The 24,127-nt window shown below is 35.2% G+C and carries 20 protein-coding genes and 1 pseudogene; 5 read left to right on the top strand and 16 right to left on the bottom strand.

The window, feature by feature from the left end; all coding sequences use genetic code 11:
• Positions 1-17: 17 nt before the first annotated feature.
• Genes DFR56_RS13425 through DFR56_RS13410 form a run of 4 tightly spaced genes read left to right on the top strand, consistent with a single transcriptional unit; the run spans position 18 to position 4,592 of the window.
• Positions 18-1,100, top strand: a complete 1,083-nt coding sequence (locus tag DFR56_RS13425; RefSeq protein WP_110395954.1) for an extracellular solute-binding protein — start codon at positions 18-20, stop codon at positions 1,098-1,100.
• Between the two features lie 14 nt (positions 1,101-1,114).
• Positions 1,115-2,866 carry an ABC transporter permease gene (locus DFR56_RS13420; RefSeq protein WP_110395953.1) on the top strand — a complete coding sequence of 584 codons (1,752 nt, stop codon included), beginning with the start codon at positions 1,115-1,117 and terminating at the stop codon, positions 2,864-2,866.
• A complete protein-coding gene (locus DFR56_RS13415) occupies positions 2,841-3,923 on the top strand; it encodes an ABC transporter ATP-binding protein (RefSeq protein WP_244916524.1) in 1,083 nt (360 codons plus the stop codon). The genes DFR56_RS13420 and DFR56_RS13415 overlap by 26 nt, the downstream gene beginning before the upstream one ends.
• A gap of 30 nt (positions 3,924-3,953) precedes the next feature.
• On the top strand, positions 3,954-4,592 hold the full coding sequence (locus DFR56_RS13410) for a metallophosphoesterase (RefSeq protein WP_244916521.1): 639 nt from the start codon (positions 3,954-3,956) through the stop codon (positions 4,590-4,592).
• A gap of 251 nt (positions 4,593-4,843) precedes the next feature.
• Here DFR56_RS13410 and DFR56_RS13405 read toward each other — a convergent pair whose 3' ends face one another.
• The 5 genes from DFR56_RS13405 to DFR56_RS13385 form a co-directional block, all read right to left on the bottom strand.
• Positions 4,844-5,617: a response regulator transcription factor gene (locus DFR56_RS13405; RefSeq protein ID WP_110395952.1), complete on the bottom strand. Its 774-nt coding sequence runs from the start codon at positions 5,615-5,617 to the stop codon at positions 4,844-4,846.
• Positions 5,610-7,295, bottom strand: a complete 1,686-nt coding sequence (locus DFR56_RS13400; protein ID WP_158525647.1) for a sensor histidine kinase — start codon at positions 7,293-7,295, stop codon at positions 5,610-5,612. Before DFR56_RS13400 ends, DFR56_RS13405 begins: the two co-directional genes overlap by 8 nt.
• 125 nt (positions 7,296-7,420) lie before the next feature.
• Positions 7,421-9,085 carry an ABC transporter permease gene (locus DFR56_RS13395; protein WP_110395950.1) on the bottom strand — a complete coding sequence of 555 codons (1,665 nt, stop codon included), beginning with the start codon at positions 9,083-9,085 and terminating at the stop codon, positions 7,421-7,423.
• Positions 9,072-10,181, bottom strand: coding sequence for an ABC transporter ATP-binding protein (locus tag DFR56_RS13390; RefSeq protein WP_110395949.1), 1,110 nt, complete (start codon positions 10,179-10,181; stop codon positions 9,072-9,074). The genes DFR56_RS13395 and DFR56_RS13390 overlap by 14 nt, the downstream gene beginning before the upstream one ends.
• A 72-nt stretch (positions 10,182-10,253) precedes the next feature.
• Positions 10,254-11,282: an extracellular solute-binding protein gene (locus tag DFR56_RS13385; protein WP_244916519.1), complete on the bottom strand. Its 1,029-nt coding sequence runs from the start codon at positions 11,280-11,282 to the stop codon at positions 10,254-10,256.
• A 304-nt stretch (positions 11,283-11,586) separates the two neighbouring features.
• On the opposite strand from DFR56_RS13385, the pseudogene DFR56_RS24090 reads away from it, so the two are divergent.
• Positions 11,587-11,832 (top strand): annotated as a pseudogene (locus DFR56_RS24090) (ATP-binding protein); the annotation flags it as partial.
• Positions 11,833-12,416: 584 nt separating this feature from the next.
• Here the strand turns inward: DFR56_RS24090 and DFR56_RS13375 are convergent.
• From DFR56_RS13375 to DFR56_RS13330, 11 genes are all read right to left on the bottom strand, one after another.
• The gene (locus DFR56_RS13375) at positions 12,417-13,202 is read right to left on the bottom strand and encodes an HAD family hydrolase (RefSeq protein ID WP_110395947.1); all 786 of its coding nucleotides are present in this window, start codon (positions 13,200-13,202) and stop codon (positions 12,417-12,419) included.
• Complete coding sequence (locus tag DFR56_RS13370) at positions 13,203-14,027, bottom strand: carbohydrate ABC transporter permease (RefSeq protein WP_110395946.1); 825 nt, start codon at positions 14,025-14,027, stop codon at positions 13,203-13,205.
• A 17-nt stretch (positions 14,028-14,044) separates the two neighbouring features.
• On the bottom strand, positions 14,045-14,968 hold the full coding sequence (locus DFR56_RS13365; RefSeq protein WP_110395945.1) for a carbohydrate ABC transporter permease: 924 nt from the start codon (positions 14,966-14,968) through the stop codon (positions 14,045-14,047).
• Positions 14,969-15,317: 349 nt separating this feature from the next.
• Complete coding sequence (locus DFR56_RS13360; protein ID WP_110395944.1) at positions 15,318-16,619, bottom strand: ABC transporter substrate-binding protein; 1,302 nt, start codon at positions 16,617-16,619, stop codon at positions 15,318-15,320.
• Between the two features lie 315 nt (positions 16,620-16,934).
• Positions 16,935-17,612, bottom strand: coding sequence for an MgtC/SapB family protein (locus tag DFR56_RS13355; RefSeq protein ID WP_110395943.1), 678 nt, complete (start codon positions 17,610-17,612; stop codon positions 16,935-16,937).
• A gap of 369 nt (positions 17,613-17,981) precedes the next feature.
• The gene (locus tag DFR56_RS13350; RefSeq protein WP_307786798.1) at positions 17,982-18,854 is read right to left on the bottom strand and encodes a S66 peptidase family protein; all 873 of its coding nucleotides are present in this window, start codon (positions 18,852-18,854) and stop codon (positions 17,982-17,984) included.
• A gap of 112 nt (positions 18,855-18,966) precedes the next feature.
• Positions 18,967-19,875 carry an N-acetylmuramic acid 6-phosphate etherase gene (murQ, locus tag DFR56_RS13345; protein WP_242694502.1) on the bottom strand — a complete coding sequence of 303 codons (909 nt, stop codon included), beginning with the start codon at positions 19,873-19,875 and terminating at the stop codon, positions 18,967-18,969.
• A gap of 289 nt (positions 19,876-20,164) precedes the next feature.
• The gene (locus DFR56_RS23000) at positions 20,165-20,341 is read right to left on the bottom strand and encodes a hypothetical protein (RefSeq protein WP_158525646.1); all 177 of its coding nucleotides are present in this window, start codon (positions 20,339-20,341) and stop codon (positions 20,165-20,167) included.
• Between the two features lie 242 nt (positions 20,342-20,583).
• Positions 20,584-21,450: a MurR/RpiR family transcriptional regulator gene (locus DFR56_RS13340; protein WP_110395940.1), complete on the bottom strand. Its 867-nt coding sequence runs from the start codon at positions 21,448-21,450 to the stop codon at positions 20,584-20,586.
• 629 nt (positions 21,451-22,079) lie between these two features.
• On the bottom strand, positions 22,080-23,108 hold the full coding sequence (locus tag DFR56_RS13335) for an ABC transporter ATP-binding protein (protein WP_110395939.1): 1,029 nt from the start codon (positions 23,106-23,108) through the stop codon (positions 22,080-22,082).
• Positions 23,105-24,109 (bottom strand): ABC transporter ATP-binding protein, encoded by a 1,005-nt coding sequence (locus tag DFR56_RS13330; RefSeq protein WP_244916518.1) that lies wholly within the window; start codon positions 24,107-24,109, stop codon positions 23,105-23,107. The genes DFR56_RS13335 and DFR56_RS13330 overlap by 4 nt, the downstream gene beginning before the upstream one ends.
• Positions 24,110-24,127 lie beyond the last annotated feature (18 nt).

Below are 24,127 nucleotides of genomic sequence, written 5' to 3'. Positions count from 1 at the left end.
AATGGAGGGAAAGACATATGTTAAAAAGTAAGAATGTATTATTTATCTGTTTATTTTCTTTTCTCCTTCTTACAGCTTGTACTGCAAACGAAGGCGAAAAGAGCTCAGCTTCAGATGAAGAAGTTGAAGAAACACCGAATGAAGAAAAAGTGGAAGATGAAAAAGGAAACGGAGAACCAATTAAACTTTATGGAAATGATTTTATTGAAGAAATTACTCCTAAATTCCAAGAAGATACAGGGTACGAAATCGAAGGTGTTCACTATGGTGGTGGAGAGGCACTTGCTCAAATTGAAGCGGAACAAGGGAATCCACAGTGGGATATCATTATGATGGATGGTCATGGATCAATTAGAAATTTAGCAGATCGTGGATTTTTGCTTACTGACTGGGAAACGGAGAATATTGATTTACTGAATGACGAAGGAAAGGCGTTAGTACCAGAAGATAATGCGTATACACCAATCGGCCTTCATGCGTCAGCTGTCATTGCTTATAATACAGATATCTTAACAGAGGAAACAGCACCGAAAACATGGGATGAATTTTTTGCTTACGACGGTCCTGTAGGTCATGCTGATCCAGCTGTTGCAGCACCAGCTTATCCTTTAGTATCTTCCTTTTTCCATCAATGGGGAGTCGAAGAAGGAAAAGAACGTTACACGAAACGTTTTGAAGATGGTTTCTACATCTATCCGAAAAATGGTCCTGTTACAAGCGCGTTAATTAATGGCGAAATTCATATTGCGGCTTTACAAGAACATAATGCTTATCAAGCTGAACTTGATGGAGAGCCAGTAGGTGTTATCTGGCCTGATGAAGGAGCTCCAGGTAGTTTACGAGTGGTTGCAATAAATAAAGATTCGAAAAATTTAGAAGCTGCTAAGGCATTTGTAGAGTATATGTTAGAACCGGATACGCAAAACTTCTTAACTTCAATGGAAAGTGAGAATTCAAGTTTGTTTACTCCACTTAGTGAAGGAGCTAAAATGCGTGAAGAGCGTAGACAAGATGGTACATTCTTACTTCCTCCAGCTGAATGGGCGGCAGAGCATGAAGCAGAAATAAAGACTTGGTTTGCGGACCAAAATGTTAATTAAGGATAAATCATATAATGAAACAAAGTGAAAACCGTATAGGTGGGGCAGTTACCCTCATTCTATTTATCTTTATCTTTTTACCCTTGCTTGCCGTTATTCTGAACGCTATATTCCCAGGCATCTTTTTTGGAAAGGTCGAGTTCAATGGGTTTCATATTATCTTTGATATTTTCGAACGAAAATTATGGTATGTTTCCTTAAAAAACTCTGTCACGCTTGGAATTGGAGCGGCAACTTTTGGAACGTTACTCGGCGGAGTGCTCGCAACGATTCGTTCAAAGTGTGATTACAGAATGGGGCGATGGTTAGATATAGCGGTATGGGTTTTACTCATTGCCCCTTCTTTTATGATTGCACAAGGCTGGGTCTTATTCGCAAGTTCCGAGGGGTTAGCAAACAGCGTGTTAGGTTGGTCGTGGGTAACTTCATTCATTTTTCAACCGATCGGCTTAATTTTCGTGATGGGATTAACTAAGTTTCCTTTAGCGTATTTAACAGTAGTAGCTGCGATGGAATGGAATGTATCTCGATTTGAACATGCAGCAAGACTAAATGGAGCTCGTCCTTTCACCGTATGGAGGACGGTACAGCTTCCACTCTCTTTACCAGCTTATATTGCTGGTTGGACACTCGTTTTCATCGATACAATTGGGGACTTTGGGCTTCCGGCGGCATTAGCGACTGTTTATCGATTTCCAACCTTACCTTATTCCATTTATTCGGCTATCAATCAATCACCAGTAAGATTCGATATGGCGGGAGTATTATCTTTTTATTTAGTGCTTATTTTAGCATTGGCCATGGCGCTTTTATTTATCGCTATTCAAAAATCAAAAGTAGACTTTTTAAATAGTACAGCCATTCGAGTAACAAAAAAGAAACCAAACCATGCTTGGTTACTAAATATCGGAACGGTTGCTTTTCTCCTTTTATGTTTAGGCGTCCCCATTGGAACAAGCGCGGCTGTCTCATTTATGAAGCAGTTCGGTGCAGGGATACGATTAGATAATTTTACACTCGCCCATTATATCGCTGTTTTAGGTGGAGGGGACAAGTTAGATCATGCCCAGCTATCGATTATGGAAGGATTAAAAAATTCACTTACTATTGCAGCTATAGCAGCAGTTATTAGTGTCATACTTGGATTTATCGTCGCTTACGTATTAACGTTTACCAATTCCAAGTTAAAAGGTTCACTTCATGTATTTACCTTAATTTCGTTAGCTGTACCTGGGGTTGTCCTTGGCATTGGATACATCTTTATCTGGAATCAAAAATGGTTAGAGCCAATTGGCCTTCATTTATATGGAAAGCCAGCTTTACTCGTCATGGCAGCCGTTGCGGGAGCTATTCCTTATGCAGTTCGTGTTCAACTTGGGACATTTGCCAATCTGTCCCCTTCTTTATTAAATGCGGCTGCTGTACAAGGTGCATCTACATGGACTAAAATGCGGACGATCATCTTACCAATTGTAAGAAATACGTTATTAATTGCTATGTTAGCTTCATTTGGTACAAGTGTGTTTGACTTAGCTACAGCTTCGATGCTAAAACCACCTAATTTTGTACTCTTGCCCTTAGTAATTGATGAGGCCTTTGAATTTGCAAAGTATGGATATGCTACAGCTGCTTCCGTACTTGGTGGAACCGTTGTTGTATTATTAATTATCGTTGTTCAGTTTGTTTTTAATATTATTTTCAAGAAAATGGATCAACAAGATAGAAAAGAGGTAAATTCAATTGTCACCAATTTTACAAATAAATAATATCCGAAAAACGTTTGGAACGACAAATGTGTTGGATGGTATTTCATTCGAAATGAACGAGGGAGAATGTATCTGTCTTTTGGGCTCTTCTGGCAGCGGTAAATCAACATTGTTACAAATCATTGCTGGTTTATTAAAAGCCGATCATGGAGAAATAAAGATGACTGGTTTACAAGTATTGAGCAATAACACATTTATTCCGCCAGAAAAAAGGCCAATTAACATGGTATTTCAAGATTATGCACTATGGCCTCATATGACCATTCGAAAAAATATTGAATATGGATTAAAAATGGAAAAAGTCCCTGAAACCGTTAGAAATGAACGTATTGCATCCGTTTCGAAACTACTTCATTTAGAAGAATTATTGAATAGACTACCTTCCGAATTATCTGGAGGACAACAACAACGGGTTGGAATTGCTAGAGCATTAGCGACAGAACCAAGTATCTTACTAATGGATGAGCCGTTGTCTAATTTAGATGTAAAGCTACGAACAGAAATGAGGAGTGAATTAGCTCATATATTGCGTAAGCTTTCAATTACAACGATCTATGTCACACACGATATGATGGAAGCTTTTGCCTTAGCAGATCGAATTCTTGTGTTACACGAAGGGAAAATTGCACAACTTGCGCCTCCTCAAAGAATGTATGAGGAGCCTAAAACGCTGGGAGTAGCGCAGCTGATGGGATACCAAAATCGACTAACTGGAAAAGTAATCGCGAAAAACGGAGAAGAAGCTACCATTCAATGTGGCGAGCATTTGATAAAAGGAATTGCTTCAACAGATCAAAGCAACGAACTAACAGTTGGAGATGATGCTTCAATTATGCTTCAATTGGAAGCAATTCATTTTGATTCGACCTCCCATCCACCTGACAATTACTTCGAAACAAAAATTGTACAAGTAATTTACGAAGGAAGTAGATGGAGGTATCGATTAGAAACACAGGATGGACAGCATGTAGATGGTCTACATACAAAGAAGTGGCCATTAGATGAAACGGTATGCATCTCCTTCTCTGTTCAGCAAACTCGTATTTTTACATCTTAATTATAAACTGCAAATTGGGGAACGATCTTTATGAAGAATCAAAAACGAATACTCGCAATCTCTGATATCCATGGAAATGGACATTTACTTACTAAACTATTACAAGCAACCAATTATTCACCTACTATAGATAGATTGATTATGTTAGGTGATTATATCAATAAAGGACCTAACTCAATCGGCACCCTGCAAACGATTCACGCTTTACGTGAGGAAGGGGCGGTAGCATTAGCAGGTAATAATGAATTAAAATGGTTAAACTCTGAAGATAGTGATGTGGAAGATTGGCGACCTTTTCTAAAATCATTACCATTCTTGAAAGAGATTGACCCTTTCGTATTTGTTCACGCTGGTTTAAAAAAAGGTGTTCCACTACACGAACAGCAAATGGAAGATCTTACAGGAATCCATACACCATCTATCGAATCCTTTTCTGAAAAAATAGTCGTATTTGGTCACACACCGACATTCAGACTTAGGTCTGATGTTGGGCGTGTTTGGTTAAGTAAAGGAATGATTGGGATTGATACGGGAGCAGGTCATGGGTACCATTTGTCACTGGTAGATTTAACGAACTGGATCGCTTATGCCGTAAGTACGCATGATAGTAAACAAGTAGAGGCTTATTCCTTACAGAAACAGATCGTCTTCGGCCACGACCAGGAATAGAAAGGAAGGAAAAGCAATGTATCCCTCCGCAATGGTTCTGAAGTGGTAAGCTTACATAAGAAATGTAGGATTTATCCATTATAGCTTCATATCTAAGATGTGAAAATGAAACCTTCCCCAAAATATTAAATTAGCTTACCACTATTTTTGGGGAAGAATGAACATTTTTTATCCACTTGCTACTCCCTCCTTTATCCAAAAAAGTTGATGACCAAAAAGTGAATATTAATTTTAAAAAAGCAATACCAGTATCACTCTACTTCCCGTCTACGAATAAAATTAGATGGAGAGTACCCAACATATTTCTTAAATACTTGGCTAAAATATTTATAGTCTTTAAACCCGACTAACTCCGCGATTTCATAAATAAGCATGTTACTCTCCTTAATCATTTCGATAGCTTTCATAATTCGAAACCTGTTTAGAAAATCATTAAATGTATATCCTGTGCCCTCTTTAAATTTTGCATTTAGATAGGCTGATGATACATGGTATGCTTCACTTAAATCGCTTAGGGACAATTTTTTGTGATGGTTTTCTTTAATGTATTCCAACATATCTGTTACCGGTGTGGATTGCTTAGAGAATGATTTTACATCTAGTAATTCCCTATAGATTGAAAGGGATTCCCATTTTAATACTTGGTTACTTTTTGCTTCAATTTTTCCAATCAGCTTTTTCACAGCTTGGTCAAAGATGCTTAAATCAATAGGCTTTAAGATATATTCACTTACCCCTAGGGAAATAGCTTTTTTTGCATATTCAAATTCACCGTAACCCGAAATAATAATTGTTTCAAAATCATGTGTTTTAAGCCCTTCTTCCAACATGGCTATTCCATCTTTAAATGGCATTCGAATATCAGTTACCACTAAGTCTGGTTGCAATTCTACAACCTTTTCTAAACCATCATTACCATCCACTGCACTACCAACTACAATGCAATCATTTTTTAACCAATCTACTTTATAGGTCAACCCCTTGCGGATAATATCTTCATCCTCTACTACAAGAACCTTATACATGCATCAATTCTCCTTTTAAAGAAATTTTCACTTGTACTGTTGTTCCCTTTCCGTACGTACTGGCAATGGATAGACCATAATTTTTCCCATACAAGAGCTGAATTACTCGATGAGAATGAAATAAACCATAGTGTTCCGATTCATTGTTACCACTAAGTAGCATTTGTTTTATTTGAAGTAGTTTTTCCTTTTCAATTCCTTGACCATTATCTTCTACAGACATGAAAATATGATCGTTTTTCTTCTTAATCATAATGGCAATTTTTAGATGCTTAGTATGTTCCATACAGTGTTTAATACTATTTTCAATAATTGGCTGAATAATTAATTTGGGAACTTCTATATCCAAAACATCCTTGTCAACATCCAAAGTGAAATCGAACCGTTCATTAAACCGTGCTTTTTGTATTTTTAAATAATCCTGTACATATTTTATATCTGTTTCTAACGGAATCGTCGTGCTACCATAATGAATGTTATATCGTAGTATATTTGCAAAAGATACGACGATCTCGGAAGCATTTTCCGGATCAAATAATATTTCATATCGCAGCATTTCTAAAACATTAAATGCAAAATGTGGATTAAATTGTGTTTCAAGTTGTTTGATTTCCATTTTTCGCTTCGTTTCGGCAATCGCTTCATTTGCTTTAATCAAGGATTGAATCTCTTCTAATTTTTCAGAAAACTCATTCTGGATGATCTGAAATTCTTCAAATCTCTGTTTATCAGACAGTTGATTTGACTCATGCTTATGAATAAAATCGATTAATGCATCAAACGACCGTAAACTTTGCTGCATAATTTTAGGTAAAGCCAAATAAATAAGCATAATCACAACCGATGCAATGCCTAGAAAAGTAAAAACACCCATCCAAGCTGAATGGTTAAATGTATCCATCGAAGTCATACTCACTACCTGTATTTCCTTGGATGATACGGAAGTGGAAGTGACATAATATGAATTTCCATCTATAGATGCTGTATTGCCAGTAAAATATTCTTGATTAAGCTTCCCAAGATTAGTGAGCAATTTTTGATCAGAAGAATAAATAACGTAATTAAATCTATCAGTAATAACCATTAAATCAGAAGTGTGCGTCAAACTCTTTTCAAGATCTTCCAAAAACAACAATAAGTATCCTTGTATTTTTTCATCTGCTAAAATAGGTTTTGCAAAAAAATAAGAACTACTTTGCCCTTTTTTAAATACATTTGGATTAAAGGTGCGTTGGATCATATCCTCTTCATAACGATAATCGATTAATTCCTTTATAAGATAATTGGCTGAAAGGTGATCGGCATTTTCTTTATATAGGCTAGTAGTTATAATAGTTCCTTTATCGTCAATTAATGCGAAATTTGCTTTAAATTCCCTTTCATTACGAAATTCGTATAACTCCTCATTCACTTCCCATAAAAAAGAGTGATCTGTAAAAACTTGTTCGATAGCATGATTTTGAGCGAGAGTTTCCAACCCATTTTCATATGTAGCAAATTCATGTTGAACTAACGAGCTTATTTCATGATTAATCTCTTGATTATTTTTCACCACTACAACTTTAAAAATAAAATATAAAGAAAAGCTATATAATAAGAAAATAAGCACAATCGTCAATATCGAATATTTGAGAAAGATATTTTTAATATAGTCCCTGAACTTTTCTTGATTTCCCATTTTCCAGCCACCTGTTCCTAATGAAAGAAAATCGAGCAAAATGCCCATCTATGCTGTATTCTACCACTCTATCAAATAACATGCATAAACAACCAATTCACTCGATCATCAAAAATAATGCTCATTTATACACTGACTTCACGTTTTCCTGTAAGTTTAAAAAATAACATAAGTGATAAAATAGAAGTAACTGTCAATATTGCCGAATAGGCGGATGCATTCCCATAATTACCTCGGATTACTTCCGTGTAAATCGATACTGTAAGAGTTTGCGTGTTACTTGTATATAAAATAATGGAGGAGCTTAATTCACTAATAACCGTAATCCAACTCATAATTGCTCCCGCCATTACTCCGGGCATCATCATCGGTACAAGTACCCTTCTAAACGCCTTTGTTTCGGAGGCACCTAAACTAATGGCAGCCTCTTCAATACTTGGACTAATTTGACTTATAATCGCCGTACTTGACCGGATCGTATACGGCATTCTCCGGATGGCGAACGACATAATCATAATGAATACAGTTCCACTCAATACAATCGGTTTATCACTAAAGGCAAAGATAAACGAAATGCCCAATACTGACCCCGGAATAATAAAGGGAAACATTGACACGGTATCTAAAATGGAGGTGATGATATTCTTTTTTCTAACTGTTAAATATGAAATGAGCACTCCCAAAACAACAATAATAACTATTGCCATGAGCCCCATCTTATACGTATTCCAAATGACAGCTGTATCTTTAGCCAAAAATATATTTCTGTAATTTTCTAGAGAAAAATTCCCCGTGTAAACTTGCCCACCCTTCGTTTCCAAAAAGGAGGTAAAAGTGACTACAAGTTGTGGAAGAATAGCTAAAAAAACAATGATATAGACAAATCCATGGGCTAGAATGTTTTTTATTCCAGTACTTTTTTCAACCTTCATCGGTTTTAATGCGGACATCGAATAAGAAAAATGATTAGCTACGATACGTTGAAATAAAAATAAAACTAATGTAACAACAATAAAAACAACACAAAGAGCTGCCGCAAATCCTTCATTCCCACCAACCTCACTCATAAATTGAGTATAAATTAACACGGGAATAGTCCGGTATCCTTCTCCAATTAACATTGGTGTACCAAAATCCGCAATAACTCGCATAAATACCAGTAGAGCACTTGCTAGCATAGTAGGAATAATTAGCGGGATAATAATTTTATAAATCCTTTGAAAACTGGAATAACCCAAACTCTCCGCTGCCTCATTCAAGGAATTATCCAAATTTTTCAAAGCGCCAGCGATATAAATATAAATTAACGGAAATGATTGGAGGGTTAATACTAAAACAATACCCGAAAAACCATATATCCCTTCAAAATTTGTACCGAACGTGTTATTTAAAAATTTTGTAACGACACCACTGTGGCCTAATACTTGAATCCAGGCATACGCTCCGATAAACGGAGGAGAAATATATGAAATAATAACTAAAACCTCAATTAATTTGCTTCCTTTAATTTTGATTTTACGCATCATATAAGCTAAAGGAAGACCTAGCACAACAGATAAAAAGGTAGTTACAACAGTTACTTTAAAGCTGTTTAAAATTGTAATCCAATAGTATTTACGTTCAAAAAATTTACCTAGATATTCAAACGTTATTCCACCTGTTGTCGGATTAATCATACTTTTCTTTAGGACAAGAAATAAAGGAAATGCGATAAAAAGTAAAAAGATGACCAAAATAATGAGAGTAGTTACATTCCAAATAGTAAACTTCCCATTTTTAGTGAACTTCATGGGCTTCACTCACTTCAATTAACGTTTTTTCTTCCTCTATATCGAAAATGTTTATTTTATCGGGCTTCACTTTTAAATGTACCGTCTCTCCAGGAGTGATAAGATCAACGATATCTGCATTTTGAATCACTTCCACTTGCTCATCTAAACCGAGATCGATAAAATAATGTGTGTTGATACCAAGAAACATACTATTTAGTACCTTTCCTTTTATACCGTCTTTTTCTTCTGTAATGATGAATTCATGAGGACGTACAGAAACAAGGACAGTATCACCAACCTTTGCCCGTTTCGATAGATTTTCAACCTTCTCTCTATACCCATCATTCAGCTCCATTTGTACCTCATTATTAACTTCTACCAACTTGGCTTTTAATATATTTGAGGTACCAATAAATTTGGAAACAAAGATATTGACCGGACGCTGATAAATCTCTTTTGGACTGCCAATTTGCTGAATTACCCCAGCATTCATAACAGCGATTCGATCTGAGATTGCCAATGCTTCTTCTTGGTCATGTGTAACATAAATTGTAGTAATCCCTACTTGTTGTTGAATGCTCTTGATTGCATTTCGCATCTCGATACGTAGTTTGGCATCGAGATTTGATAATGGCTCATCCATGAGTAGAACTTCTGGATGAATGACAATCGCTCTTGCCAATGCTACTCGCTGCTGTTGTCCACCAGAAAGTTGGTCGGGCATACGATCTTTAAAATCCTCAATCTGCACAATGTTTAAAATTTCATCGATTCGTCTTTCCATCTCGCCTTTACTATATTTTTTATTCTCCAATCCAAAAGCAATATTCTGTTTCACCGTCATATGTGGAAAAATAGCATAGTTTTGGAAAACCATTCCCATCTTACGCTTACTTACCGGAATATTATTGATCACTTTATCATTGACTTTAATACTCCCTCCATCTATTGAGTTAAAGCCGATCACCATGCGTAATAATGTTGTTTTCCCACATCCTGAAGGACCTAATAAAGTAAATAGTTCCCCTGGGTGAATATCCATTGACAGCCCATCAATTACCATCGTTTCTCCGAACTTTTTAATCACATTTTCAACTTGTATGGATACACTCAAATTCATTCATCCTTCCTGTCAATAAAAAGAGATAGAGTAGCTTATCGATAAGCCACCCTATATTTTTTAAGATTAATCCATTGATCTTTCTAGAACTTCTGTAAACTTTTCCGTTATTTTATCTTTGCTTTCCGAAACCCAAGCTTCATCATAATTTTTTGCCAACTTAATATCCTCAGTTGGCACCATGTAATCAGCAAGTTCTACACCATCACGTAATGGTCTAACCGTCAATTCAGATCCTACTAAATTTTGGATTTTTTCTGACAAGACATAGTCGACAAATTTCTTTGCATTTTCCATATTTTTAGCATCTTTGATGATCTGAACAGACTCCCCTGGAAAAATAGCTCCTTCGGCTGGAAAGACTACACTTACCGGTGCACCATTTATCTCATATTGAACAACTGGATCCTCCCATGTTAAACCAACCGGATACTCTCCGTCGGCTACACCTTTATGCACTTGTCCAGAACTTCCTGCAATTTTTCCATCTAAATTTGCAATGAATTTTTCAACAAAATCCCAAGCTTCATCTGACATTGGATCCCCGTCACCCATAGCATAAAGCATTGCAGCTAACGACTGAAATGCTGAACTTGATGCAGTTGGATCACCGAATGAAATTTTGCCTTTTAACTCTGGGTTTAATAAATCTTCAAAGCCCTCCATTTTAATGTCACCAATAATGTTTTCATTTACAATAAACACCGTCGGATCGGCAAATGCGGGGGAGAAATAACCTGATTTATTTCTAAACTCTGGAATCATATTTTCATCTTCGGGTGAAATATATTGTTCAAAAAGTTCTTTTTTACTTGATAACATTGTTTCATCCGCTGCCCACAAAATATCCCCCATCGGATTATTTTTCTCAGATTCAACACGAGTAACTAATTCACCAGTTCCAGCTACAACGATTTCAACTTTAATTCCTGTATCTTCCTCAAATTTAGGAATAACTGCATTGTTCAAACTTTCACTACGGGCAGTATATATAGTTAATGTATCTTCATCTTTTCCACTGCTACTATCTGAACAACCGAATAACACAGAGCCAATCACTACTAAAATCAATATAGTAAGCGTTTTCTTTTTCAATTGTACTTCCCCTTTCATTTATACATTGAATTTAATTATACACCCCTAACTTGCATGGAAATATCCCAAAATAATGATAAAAATATCCAAAAAAACAAACAAGGCGAACGTTGACCGATAAAACGTCATCTACTAATGGTTTCCTATAAAAATGTTGCAGAAAAAGAATGCTTCTTATTCCTCTCTTACCTCGTTGAAAATCGCTAGCGAACGTTGGAGAACAACTTGACAAATACAGGATCAGCATGACGATAAAGTAAATAAAACCCTATCCACTGTAAGTCGATTGAAACGATGAAGGTATTCTAATTTGATTATTATAGATGATCTTATGTTTATGAGTCTATTCTTTCATTTCATTAACGAGTTTTATTATCAATCTAACTGCAAACAAAGGGTCTGATGAATGGGGAGAATTATTGGGCAATCTCGTGATGGCAGCCATTCTTGATAGAATTATCTTCCAAGCTGAGGTAATTCAATTAGAAGGTAACAGTTATAGTTAAAACATCGCAGATCGATATTTAATAATAAAACTGTTCAAACTTAATGAACAAAAGTGTTCAATTTGACGGTTATAAAAGAAGGTAGCGGAATTATTCGAAAGGAAGTTGAATATGAAATTTCAAAGGAAATATAGGAACAACTTATCACAAAGATAGGTTAGCAAGCACTTGGCTGTCAATGGAATGAATTGAGGCCTTATATAGAAATGGAGCAATTTGAACAAGTACGACTTATCGTCGAATTTGGATGCTGAAGAGGAAAAGCAATGTATCCGTCCGCAATGGTTGGGTGAAGAGGTGGGCTTACATAAGAAATGTACGAATTATCCATTATGGCTTCATATCCAAGATGTGAAAATAAAACCTTCCCCAAAATATTAAATTAGCTTACGACTATTTTGGGGAAGCTTGCGGAGGTTCTTCAAACTAAGTACGTTATTTGATTAAAAGTATTTGGACTTCTTCAGGAAGTATATATACTCATCTATTTTCCAAATATACCTTCTGTTTGTAAAGTATGATTTAATTATAAAAGAGAGAAAGATAGCATCTCCGAAAGTTGATCGATTATCACGAAGGTTACAGGTGAACCATCTAAAACTGCTCCCTCCCTATTTAATCTCACCAATTACAATCCATTCGAAGTAATATAATCAGACAGTTCACTAATTGAATGTACAACAAGGTCTGGAATACAGTCTTGATGAAAAGCTACTTGACTAAATTTGTTTTCTTTTTTCCATTTTTCTTTACAAAAATGAATAAACTCAGCACTATCTTTTCTTTTATAGACAGGCAGTTCTAAAATGGTTGATGGTAGGTTCTTATTAATGAATATGGAAGTTATATTCAAGTTATTTGCTAATAAAATATCATGATCGATCCTATCCCCAACATGTGCGACTAGTTCTCCTTCTTTCTTTACGCTATTCAACATTTGAATATCAGGCTTTGCATAACCTGCTGAATCAGAAGTAATGATTTGATCAAATAATTCTACTAGCTGTAACTTTTCAAGAACTGGGTACTGATATTTATAATAACCATTCGTTGCAACAGCTAAAGCATATCCCTTCTCTTTGATACGCTGTAAGCTACTTAGTATCGTCTCTTCAAGTAAATGTATTTTAGGGATTTCACAATGGTTGGTCACTATTTTCTCAATATCGATGGTTAATGTAAGCTGTAACCTCTCAAGTAACTCTTCCACTATATGATCCCAATCATATGCTTCTAATATTCGATTTTTACTCATTCTTTTTAAATGTTCATCAACAATTAAGGCCATAATGTCGAGATCTTTATCTTCTAAATGACACTGAATTGTTTCGACGATTTCCGGAAATACCCAACCCATAAAGGGATTCTGCATTAATGTTTCGTCTAAATCAAACGTAATCCATTTCTTTTCCATTTATTTCACAGCTCCTTCTGTTAAACTTTCCATAAACTGTCTGGAAGCGAACAAAAATGCAATAATCATTGGTAACGAAGACAAAGTTAATCCCGCGAACAATAAGTTCCATTGTGTATCATATTCCCCGAACAACGTGAGCATGCCTAAGGGGATAGTTGAGAGTGAATCGGTACGAATAAAAATGAGTGGATAGAAAAAGTCATTCCAAACATTAATTAAATTAACAATCCCTACAATTGAAATCGCTGGCTTCATTAAAGGCAAGACAATTTTATAATATATTTGAAAATCGTTACATCCATCCAATCGTGCTGAATCTTCAAGGGCTTTAGGTACGGTCCGAAAAAATCCATAAAACAGAAAAACGGCAAAAGGAATTCCACCCGCTACATAAATGAAAATTAAGGAAAATAAAGTATCTAATAACCCTAATTTCATCATAATCATATAAAGTGGGATAACAGCTAGTTTCATAGGTAGCATAAGTCCGATCATAAAAAACAATAAAAGATAAGAGTTCCACTTAAATTGATACCTTGCCAAATAATATCCTGCCATGGAAGATACAAACAGGACGATAAAAACAGATGCTGCACTCACTATGACACTATTCCATATGTAACTTGAAAAATTGACAACTTCCCATACTTCAAAATAGTTATCTAAATTAAATGAACTCGGTAAACTCAATGGATTCGTAAAAATATCTACATTCGATTTTAAGGATGACGTAATCATCAAAAATATGGGGTAAGCAAAAATAAATGTAAAAAATGCTAATAACAAGTATTTAAAAAACTGAACATACCATTTTGTATGCATGATTTCTTCCTCCTTTTCTACCTCTCAAAGTCTTTTTTCTTAAAGAAAAATAAAATAATGCATGTTGCAATTCCAATGATGATAAATAATACAACTGCAACCGCAGAGCCTAGTCCAATAGCTTGTCCCCCATCAACTGTTCCAAAGGCCAAACGATAGAAAAAAGTAGTTAAGACATCGGTAGAGTAATATGGTCCACCAGAAGAACCTTGCATAGCAAAAACATACTCAAACGTTTCAAAAGAACCAATAAACACTAAGACAGACATCACCATTAAAGCTGGTGCAAGCATTGGAAGAGTTATTCTAGTAATGACCGTAAAAGTGTTTGCACCATCTATTCTAGCTGCCTCAAAAATTTCATTATCGATCGCTTGTAACCCTGCTAAAAAGATTAGCATTGAAAATCCAATTGATGCCCAACTATCAACAAATATAATACTAAATAGTGCCGTATCCATACTCCCAAGCCATGGTCGAGTTAAAGCTTCTAACCCAATCCCTTCCAGTAAGTTATTTAATGCACCTCTAGTAGGATTTAATATTAAACTAAATAAAAAACCTATTACGATAACAGATAGTAGCTTCGGTAGAAAAAAGACACTTTTAAAAAATTCTTTCCCCTTAATTTTACTATGTATAATTAAAGCCAATATTAACGATACAATTAACTGAGTAATAACTGTTACAAAAAAATAGATCCAGTTATGACTAATCGCGTTAAAGAAAAATTCATTATAAGGCTTTTCTGTAAATAATGTAACAAAGTTTTTAAAACCGATAAATTTTTCTCGATCAAATCCATTAAATGAATAAAGACTATTTAAGGCAGCCGTAATTAAAGGATACAATTGAAAAATACCATACAGTAAGACGGCTGGAAGAAGAAACAGATGAACAAGATGTTTTTTTATTTTTAATTTTCGTTGCCTTTTTTCCATTGTAATACCTCCAAAAATATGAATGAGGCTGAGACAAAAGTGTTTTCACCAAAGAAAAACCCGAACAATGGTAGCTGCATATAACCCGCTCTGGAAATATACTACGCTTTCCGCGGGCGGCTGGTGAGCCTCCTCGTGCTAGTGCACTGTGGGGTCTCACCGATGCCTTTCCTCCCGCGACGCACAGGACGTGCTAGTGTCGGGCGTTGGTCACAGGACGTGACCGCTTTTAGCCGACCAGGAGTCTACGTATATTTCCTCCGCTAAGGTGATACATTGTTCGTCTTTAGGTTTGGTCGTTTTAGTTATGTCCCAACCTCATTCACTTTTGATTAATAAAATTCAAAAATCAATCGTCTTCTTCAATCATTTCTAACTCCTCTACCTCTTCTTCGGCTGCTCTATCAGCATTTTCTTGTGCACTCTTTAATAGCTCTTCTTTCGTAATCTGATCTAAATACATTCCTTGAAGGGCATCTTCAAAGATTGTTTTAGTTGAAGGAGACCCATCTCCAAAATGAACAAGCATTAAATAAGGTGTTGAACTAGCTTCAGATGCTTGATTGATTTTTTGCACAATTTCATGATCAGCTGTAACTCCTTCAATAGCACTTACTCTATTTAAATTATCGCTAAACAACTGGCCAAATTCTTGTGTTGCCATAAATTCGATAAACTTTAAAGCTTCTTCTGGATGGTTAGAATCTTTTACAACCCCATATGAACTGTCTACCCAATTCATTACGGATACTTCACCAGAAGAATCATCTTTTAAACCTGGAATGACGCCAATTGGAATATCAGGAATATTCGTCTCGAACGTTTCTAAGCGGTAATCCCCGTTTATGTACATTGCTGCTTCTTCCGCATAAAACATAGCTTGAGCATCATTATCATCTAGCGCAATAAAATCCTTCGGTAAATATTCCGCTAATTCTTCCATTCTTTCTAGTGATTTCACCATTCTATCATCCTGTAAATCTGCTGTACCATCTATCACATCTTCTACATAGTCACTACCATAAGCTGAAGGAGAAATTACTCCGTGAAGCATTGACAGTAAGTATGCATCTCTACCTCCTTGAGCGATTGGGGTTATATCATTTTCTTTCATTTTTTTACTTACCTCGATAAGTTCGTCCCATGTTTCTGGAACTTCCAAACCTAAATCGTCGAATATAGTTTGATTATAAAAGATCACACCAGCATTTAAGGTTAAAGGAACTCCATAAACATGTCCATCACTTCCCTTAGCCGCCTCCAAGTAAGATTCATCAATATCCAGCACGCCAGGTACATCATCCAAAGCTACTAAATAACCATTATCGGCAATTGTACGTGAACCTGAATAAGGTCTAATTTGCACAATATCAGGACCTGTTCCAGAAACAAGCGAATTCGTTAAAATCGTATTATACTCTGTTGATTCATATGGTTGAAAATTAATTTTAATATCAGGGTTCTCATTTTCAAATTCTTCGATTATCTTTTCATAGGCTGATCGATCTTCTGTTCTCCAACTATACATTTCTAATTCAACTGCATCGTCACTAGATGACTTTCCAGCTCCTTTTTCACTGTCACTACTACAACCAACGGATACAATACTAAATACCATTAGCAATAACATATAAATAAGTTTCTTATTCATTTTCGCCAACCATCCTTTATCGTATTATTCTTTGGGTTCATTATCCTCTCACTTTAATACATCCATTTTTAGATACACCCAATTACTTTCTATCATTACTTAATTTTCTGTAAATTCATTCCTCCCCTGTTTCATACTTAATTTCATCAAAGCATCCATCCAAAATGGATGCATTAAAACGCTTACAATCTTCATTCTTTTAATGCTAAATTTATTTACATTGTACAGAACTTGAATTTTTATGTCAAATATTATTTTGTTTATGTAATTTTATTTCAAACAAAGTAGTAAAAAAAAATAGTATAGGGTGATGAATTATCTTGCTTCAATTTCCGCATAAACTACTCCTGAAATCGAATTTACCTTATGATAATATTTTAATATCGTTTCATTATCTTCTTTCATTTTGCATGCTAACTCTATCTTATGTCCTTCAACTTCACCGGAGATTTTTATATGTTTAATATCACCCAAAATCTCCCTAATCCCTACCATCATTTTCTCTATATCCACCGTATAATCTACGAATAGGTTGACACTGACATTTTGTTGATTTAATGTACTTGGTCCAACTTTATGAACAATATACGGTAAAAAGCGCACACTTATGATAATAATGATTACACCTAGTGAAGCTTCCTTATAATATCCTGCACCAATACCTATACCAATACCGGAAGCAGTCCATACTATTGCGGCAGTTGTTAATCCAGAAATTACATCGTTATTTCTTCTTAAAATAACACCTGCACCTAAAAATCCGACACCACTGACAATCTGGGCAGCCAAACGCATCGGATCTGCTCGAATAAACATCATATCATTATAGGACGAAATCGCTGCTTCGATCGATATGATTGTTAACAAGCAACTTGTGACTGAAATAACGACACAAGTTTTTAACCCTAATGGTTTATGTTTCGCTTCCCGTTCAATGCCCAATACTAAACCAGCTATTGAAGCATAACATAACTTGATTAATATCGAAGTCATCTTTTACCACCTTTCTACCGGTAAAATCTGTCTCTATTCTATTTACTATCCTCCTTAAAATTTCATAAAGGCATTATTGCACACCTTTTGCACTGTATTACCACTAGTACATTCTTTACACTTTCGAACATTGCTTCTCGATTCGGTATTAATGTTCCTTTTATAGTTGGGCTTACATGATGTTCAATTGCATATTAATACTTTCTCCTATTTTTACAAGTGTTGGGACTACCTCTCCTATTCCAGTAATCCTAATCAGTAGCTATCTTTACAATGATAGATTCAGCATCAGTCACTGTACGTAAAACGGTTTAAATAGCTGAATAAGTTGTATATTGACACAAACAGCTTCGTTAGAATTAATTTTTATTAAATCACTCCAGGCTCAATTGTTACTAATTTATTTTCTGTATTCATCGTCGTCTGAGCACCTAAAGGTACGGCAAAATGCGGCAAACAATGTCCGATCTTAAATCCAGTCATAACTGGACATGTTAATGAACTAAAATAATGCTGAAATACTTCTTCCATCTGAAGAGATGGGCTTCTTTTTGGTTCCGTATTTGCGAAATCACCAACTATGATCCCGTTCGCTTTAGTTAATTTATTTGCATATTTCAACTGATTTAACATAGAGTCAACTCTATATGGTTCTTCATTCACATCCTCGATCAATAATATGTTGCCTTTCACGTCAATCTCATATGGAGTACCAAGCGTACTAGTAAGTAATGATAAGTTTCCTCCAACAAGTTTGCCTGATGCTTTTCCTTCAACTAAAACATTAAGAGCTGCAATTTTTTCTGAATACCTCAATGTTGTTCGTTTGAATAATTGGTTAAACATATCTTTTGATAAATGATCAAAGTCATCTCTTGCTACATCTGACTCCAACATCGGACCATGAAAAGTTACAAGATTAGTAGATTGTCGAATAGCCGTGTGTAAATAAGTAATATCACTATACCCCCAAATAATTTTCGGATTTTTAGAGATTAGTTCATAATCAATACATGAGGCTAAACGGCCTGTGCCATAACCTCCTTTTGCAAAAAAGATTGCCTTTATAGTAGGATCTGCTATCATACAATGAAAATCCTCTAGTCGTTCAATATCTGTTCCCGCTAAGTATCCGTAAGTATTACGTATGTTTTTTCCTAACTTAACCTTTAGCCCATTGTTCTTTAAAAAACGTAATGATTTTCGTAACTTTTCCATATTGGGAGGACTAGCAGAAGCAATTACTCCGACCCAATCACCTTTCTTTAAACTAGGTGGATAGATAATCGATAAAACTCCTTTCTAGTTGCACATGATCATAAACTTTTAAAGCGATCAATGCGTATCATTTTTTCTACTGGAATGACTTCCTTTTATTCAATTCATCCATTGCTTTAACAAAATTTCCGTTATTTTTTTCAATCATCAACTTTGCTTTTTCCATGTCAATAGTAAACATAAGCATTAAAATCGCAACACGGGTGTCTCCCTTTGCTATTTCATTTACCTCTTTTGCTTTTTCCTCATCAACTCCTGTTAACTCACTGATGATGGAAATAGCTCTTTTTCTTAGCTTATTGTTTGTAGCTTGAACATTAACCATCAAATTTTGATATACTTTCCCTGTTTTTATCATGGTTGCCGTCGAAAGCATATTTAAGACCATTTTTTGAGCAGTGCCAGCCTTTAGACGAGTAGATCCCGTAACGACTTCAGGCCCTACTGGAAGTTCAATCGCGATATCCACACTTTTTGATAGGTTGGAATTGGAATTACAAGAAATCCCGACAGTAAATGCACCGATTTCTTTCGCATGGTCAACAACACCCAATACATATGGTGTTTGCCCACTTGAAGCAATTCCAACAACCACATCGTTTCGGTTCACATGTTTTTTAACGTCTTCTACACCTAACTCTTTCATATCTTCTGCGTTTTCAACCGCTACTTGTAATGCCGAATCTCCTCCAGCAATCACACCTTTGAAAATATCTGGAGAAACTCCAAAGGTTGGCGGACATTCTGAAGCATCTAAAACTCCTAACCTTCCACTCGTTCCTGCACCAAAATAGATAACGTGACCACCATTTTCAATAGCTTCTACCATTTTATGAATAGCAAGTTCTATTTGCGACAATGAATTTTCTACAATATGGGCTACCTTTTTATCTTCTTTATTTATTAATTGGATAATTTCAAGCACCGAATTTTGATGTAGATTTTCTGATTCAGTGTTCCTCATCTCTGTTACAATATTATTCATTCGTTTTCTCTTCTCCATTTCCGCAATATAATGAAAGCTAATTGTATATTGATTATTACAAAGTATGATTCTTTTTTCATATCACTTCCTCTCCGTAAATCATCGTATGAAGTTTTTTCTTCTCATTGGAAAATGATGATTTCTCCCAAATAATCAATGTTTGTATATAACAACAAGAATGGAAGCGCTACCATAACTTTCGCTAAAGATGCTACATAAAATATCGTTTCAGTGTAGTTACCTCGATTATTGCATTCTTGTTATTTTAGATGATAAAATGAACTCATCATTATGACGATAAACTAGATTGATGAATTGAGAAGATAGGTTCCGTCACCTTCTTCCCATCCATCATTAATGAAGTTATGCCTGTGCGTGGAGCTAGTTGATCCAATTGGTCAAAGACTGACCGGAGATCTTGATGAGATTCTATATAATAGCCACTTCCTGGGTCAGCGTTATCCAAATGTCCCCATCCCTTATACGTAAAACACTTGATTATTCATCCCATATCTAGTTGTACCCGTACGACAAATTGCTCTAATACTATCTACTCCATAAGTTCCAGAATAGAGTGCAATTAAAGCATCTGTTTCAATATTCCTGATTTTAATTGAATGAGGTAAATTACCTTCAAACAAACCCTGCCATTTTTTGTTTGTCGTTTTCTCTACTCAAGCTTGCAATACCTATAATATTCATTATTACTCACCCTTTATCCCGAAACTCCTTTTGCAATGTTTCGCGCGTCTTATTTAAATATTGAATAGTAGATTCATAATTTCTGGATGCTACCCCTGTAAATAAAATATCAATAATATTTAACTGAGCAATTCTTGATGCGGTTGCTGCGCTTCTAATAGTGTCTGACTCTGTAGCAGAAACATGTAGCGCAATATCTGCAATATTGGCTAAAGGATTTTTACCATAACGAGTAATACTAATCGTTGTCGCATTTGCATCTTTGGCATTTTGAATGGCGGATAATACGTGGCTCGTCTCCCCGGAATATGAAATACCTATCGCTACATCTTCCTCTGTTAAAGTTACGGATGAGGTAATTTGTAAGTGCGAATCTTCATAAGCAGTACAATGCTTATTAATCCTTAAAAATTTCTGCTGTGCATCTAGAGCAATTATTTGAGAAGCTGCTGCACCATAAAAATCTATTCTTTTAGATTTATTAATAGCATTGATAGCCCTTTCAACATTTTCATATTTTAAAATTTTTAACGTTTCCGTTATAGATTGTATGTTTTTTTGAGACACTTTTTCAATTAAAGGATTGATTTTCTCGTCTGGTGAAATTTCTTTATAGTTGTAATTGTATAATTCATTCGTTTGAAGGTCCCCTGCAATTCTAACCTTTAAATCTTGATAACCCGTAACACCAATACTTTTGCATAATCGGATTATTGCCGCCTGGCTCGACCCACTCCGTTCCGATAATTCTTTCACAGAAAGTCTTACAACCTCTTCAGGATGTTTCAAAATATAGTGAGCTGCATTTTTTTCAGCTGGTTTTATAATATTTAACGCTTCCCTGATTCTTACCAATCCATCATTATGTTTCATCAATTATCCATCCTTATAAATTATTCATATTATATAGTTGTTGAAATAAAATGTCAATAAAATAAAAAATAGAAAAATTAAATTTCAATCACTAGATTCTTTTCATCATCATAAGCTTCCTCCTAGCATATGAGAATATAAAATAAATTCCTTTCATTTTCCTTTCATTTTTGACTCATTATCAATGACTATTATACTATAAATTGTTCTATAAGATTTGTAAGTATAAGCAATATTTCCTGTACCTTTTTTAACGATCAAATTAATTTATTTTACTAGAAAAACATCATTTAGTATTGAATGATGGATAAGTATAACGAGGGATATAGATAGTCGAAGAGGTAATCATGATAGGATTTCTTCTTGTATTTCAGCAAACCTTCATGATACTATTCAATAAACTCTTGCTTCTTGATAAATGATTGCTAAGGCCATTATTGCTTCTATGAACAGTAAAATCATTGATGAAGTTATCGAGTAGGGTAACCCCTTTTTCAAGGCTACCCTCTCGCAAACCGTGGGTGCCCTATTAAGGCATACGGATTATCAATTACGAATCGTAATCAATTTTTAAGTTGTTTAACAAAATCGATATCCCCTTTGTAAGATGATTAAAATTCAATCGTTTTTTATTTTTCAACTTCATTTTTTAAATCTGTATATAAATGACAGGCTACATAGTGACCTTCTCCATGGTGTGTTAATGTAGGACTTTCTTGTCTACATCGTTCATATGCTGAGGGGCAACGGGTACGAAATACACAACCTGAAGGTGGGTTTGTTGGGTTGGGAATATCCCCTTGTAATATAATTCTTTCACGCTTTGCATGTGGATCAGGGACTGGAATAGCTGATAGTAATGATTGTGTATAGGGATGTAATGGGTTTTCATATAAAGAAGTTTTAGAACTTAGTTCTACGATTTTTCCTAAATACATCACACCTATTCGATCACTAATATGTTTAACCACACTTAAATCATGGGCAATAAATAGATAAGTTAAATCAAATTCTTCTTGCAAGTCTCTTAATAAATTCAATACTTGTGACTGAATGGAAACATCTAACGCTGAAACAGGTTCATCGGCAATAATTAACTGTGGATTAATCGATAATGCTCTAGCAATTCCAATCCGTTGTCGTTGTCCTCCAGAAAATTCATGTGGATATTTTAAAATAGCATCAGATGGAAGTCCCACTGTTTCAATTAATTGCGCCACTTTCTTTTTCCTTTCATCGGAAGAACCTAGTCCATGAACAATCATAGGTTCTTCTATTAGTGAACCAACTTTCATTCTCGGATTAAGAGATGCATAAGGATCCTGAAAAACCATTTGCATATGTCGTCTATACTTTCTTACTTGTAAATCACTTAAATTTGTTATATCTTCTTCTTGGAAAATAATTTTTCCTGAAGTAGGTTTTTGAAGCCGTAATATAGTTTGCCCTAAAGTAGATTTTCCTGAACCCGATTCTCCGACAATTCCAAAGGTCTCCCCACGCTTTACCGAGAAAGATATATCGTTCACAGCTTTTACATGCCCAATCGTTTTATTAAAAATACCACCTTTTACTGGAAAATAGGTTTTAAGACCTTCCACTCGAAGAAGGGCTTTTTTGGTAAGAGATTTATTTGGCTTTTTTTCCGTTATTATCATTTCTTTTCCTCCTTTATTTTGACTAATGGATCATCATAAAGGACACATCGTACAAAGTGTTTTGAGTTGACTTTCCTTAGCATAATTTCATTATCAAAACACTCAGATCTAGCAAACTTACAACGTGGTGCAAATCGACATCCTTTTGGATATTTATCGGCAGAGGGAACTATTCCCTTGATTTGTATTAAGCGATCCCGTTCTTCCTCCAACTTCGGCACACTTCCTAATAGGCCTTTAGTATACGGATGTTTTGGAAAATCAAAAATTTCTTCTACTGTTGCTTCTTCAACAATTTGCCCTCCATACATCACTATGACACGACTAGCCATTTCTGCTACAACACCTAGGTCATGCGTAATTAATAAAATAGAAGAATCAATATCATCCTTAATAGTACGGAGTAAATCCAATATTTGTGCTTGTATTGTAACGTCTAAAGCTGTTGTAGGTTCATCTGCAATGAGTAATTTTGGATCACATGAAATAGCAATTGCTATCATTACACGTTGCCTCATTCCACCAGATAATTGATGTGGATAACTATGGAAAATTTCATCTGCACGAGCGATACCAACCATATTGAGTAATTCAATTGCCTTTTCTTTAGCATTTTTTTTCTTCCATTTTCTATGTTCTATTAGTGGTTCCATTACTTGAAAGCCGATCGTCAATACGGGATTTAAAGAGGTCATTGGTTCTTGAAATATCATAGAAACATCATTGCCTCGTATTGACATCATTTCTTTTTTAGTAATACTTGTTAAATCCTTTCCATCAAATGTTATCGAACCGCTTTCGATCCTGCCGCCTGGTTCGGGTATTAATCCCATAATAGATAAAGAGGTAATGCTTTTTCCGGAACCCGATTCCCCAACAATACATAGCGTTTCCCCTTTTTCTATATGGAAACTAACTCCATCAACAGCCTTAAATATTTTTTTCCCTCTAAAAAAATACGTTTTTAAGTCTGTCACCTCTAATATATTTTCTGTTTTCATGAGATCTTCCCTCTCCAT

Source organism: Pseudogracilibacillus auburnensis (genome assembly GCF_003201975.1).
GTDB lineage: Bacteria > Bacillota > Bacilli > Bacillales > Amphibacillaceae > Pseudogracilibacillus > Pseudogracilibacillus auburnensis.
The sequence above is the reverse complement of the archived record's forward strand: the minus strand, read 5'-3'. Positions and strand labels throughout refer to the sequence as shown.

Coding starts and splice junctions, on each gene's coding strand:
- DFR56_RS13425 (WP_110395954.1), top strand. CDS start 18: ATGTTAAAAAGTAAGAATGTATTATTTATCTGTTTATTTTCTTTTCTC.
- DFR56_RS13420 (WP_110395953.1), top strand. CDS start 1,115: ATGAAACAAAGTGAAAACCGTATAGGTGGGGCAGTTACCCTCATTCTA.
- DFR56_RS13410 (WP_244916521.1), top strand. CDS start 3,954: ATGAAGAATCAAAAACGAATACTCGCAATCTCTGATATCCATGGAAAT.
- DFR56_RS13405 (WP_110395952.1), bottom strand. CDS start 5,617: ATGTATAAGGTTCTTGTAGTAGAGGATGAAGATATTATCCGCAAGGGG.
- DFR56_RS13400 (WP_158525647.1), bottom strand. CDS start 7,295: ATGGGAAATCAAGAAAAGTTCAGGGACTATATTAAAAATATCTTTCTC.
- DFR56_RS13395 (WP_110395950.1), bottom strand. CDS start 9,085: ATGAAGTTCACTAAAAATGGGAAGTTTACTATTTGGAATGTAACTACT.
- DFR56_RS13375 (WP_110395947.1), bottom strand. CDS start 13,202: ATGGAAAAGAAATGGATTACGTTTGATTTAGACGAAACATTAATGCAG.
- DFR56_RS13370 (WP_110395946.1), bottom strand. CDS start 14,027: ATGCATACAAAATGGTATGTTCAGTTTTTTAAATACTTGTTATTAGCA.
- DFR56_RS13365 (WP_110395945.1), bottom strand. CDS start 14,968: ATGGAAAAAAGGCAACGAAAATTAAAAATAAAAAAACATCTTGTTCAT.
- DFR56_RS13360 (WP_110395944.1), bottom strand. CDS start 16,619: ATGAATAAGAAACTTATTTATATGTTATTGCTAATGGTATTTAGTATT.
- DFR56_RS13355 (WP_110395943.1), bottom strand. CDS start 17,612: ATGACTTCGATATTAATCAAGTTATGTTATGCTTCAATAGCTGGTTTA.
- murQ (WP_242694502.1), bottom strand. CDS start 19,875: ATGAATAATATTGTAACAGAGATGAGGAACACTGAATCAGAAAATCTA.
- DFR56_RS13340 (WP_110395940.1), bottom strand. CDS start 21,450: ATGAAACATAATGATGGATTGGTAAGAATCAGGGAAGCGTTAAATATT.
- DFR56_RS13335 (WP_110395939.1), bottom strand. CDS start 23,108: ATGATAATAACGGAAAAAAAGCCAAATAAATCTCTTACCAAAAAAGCC.
- DFR56_RS13330 (WP_244916518.1), bottom strand. CDS start 24,109: ATGAAAACAGAAAATATATTAGAGGTGACAGACTTAAAAACGTATTTT.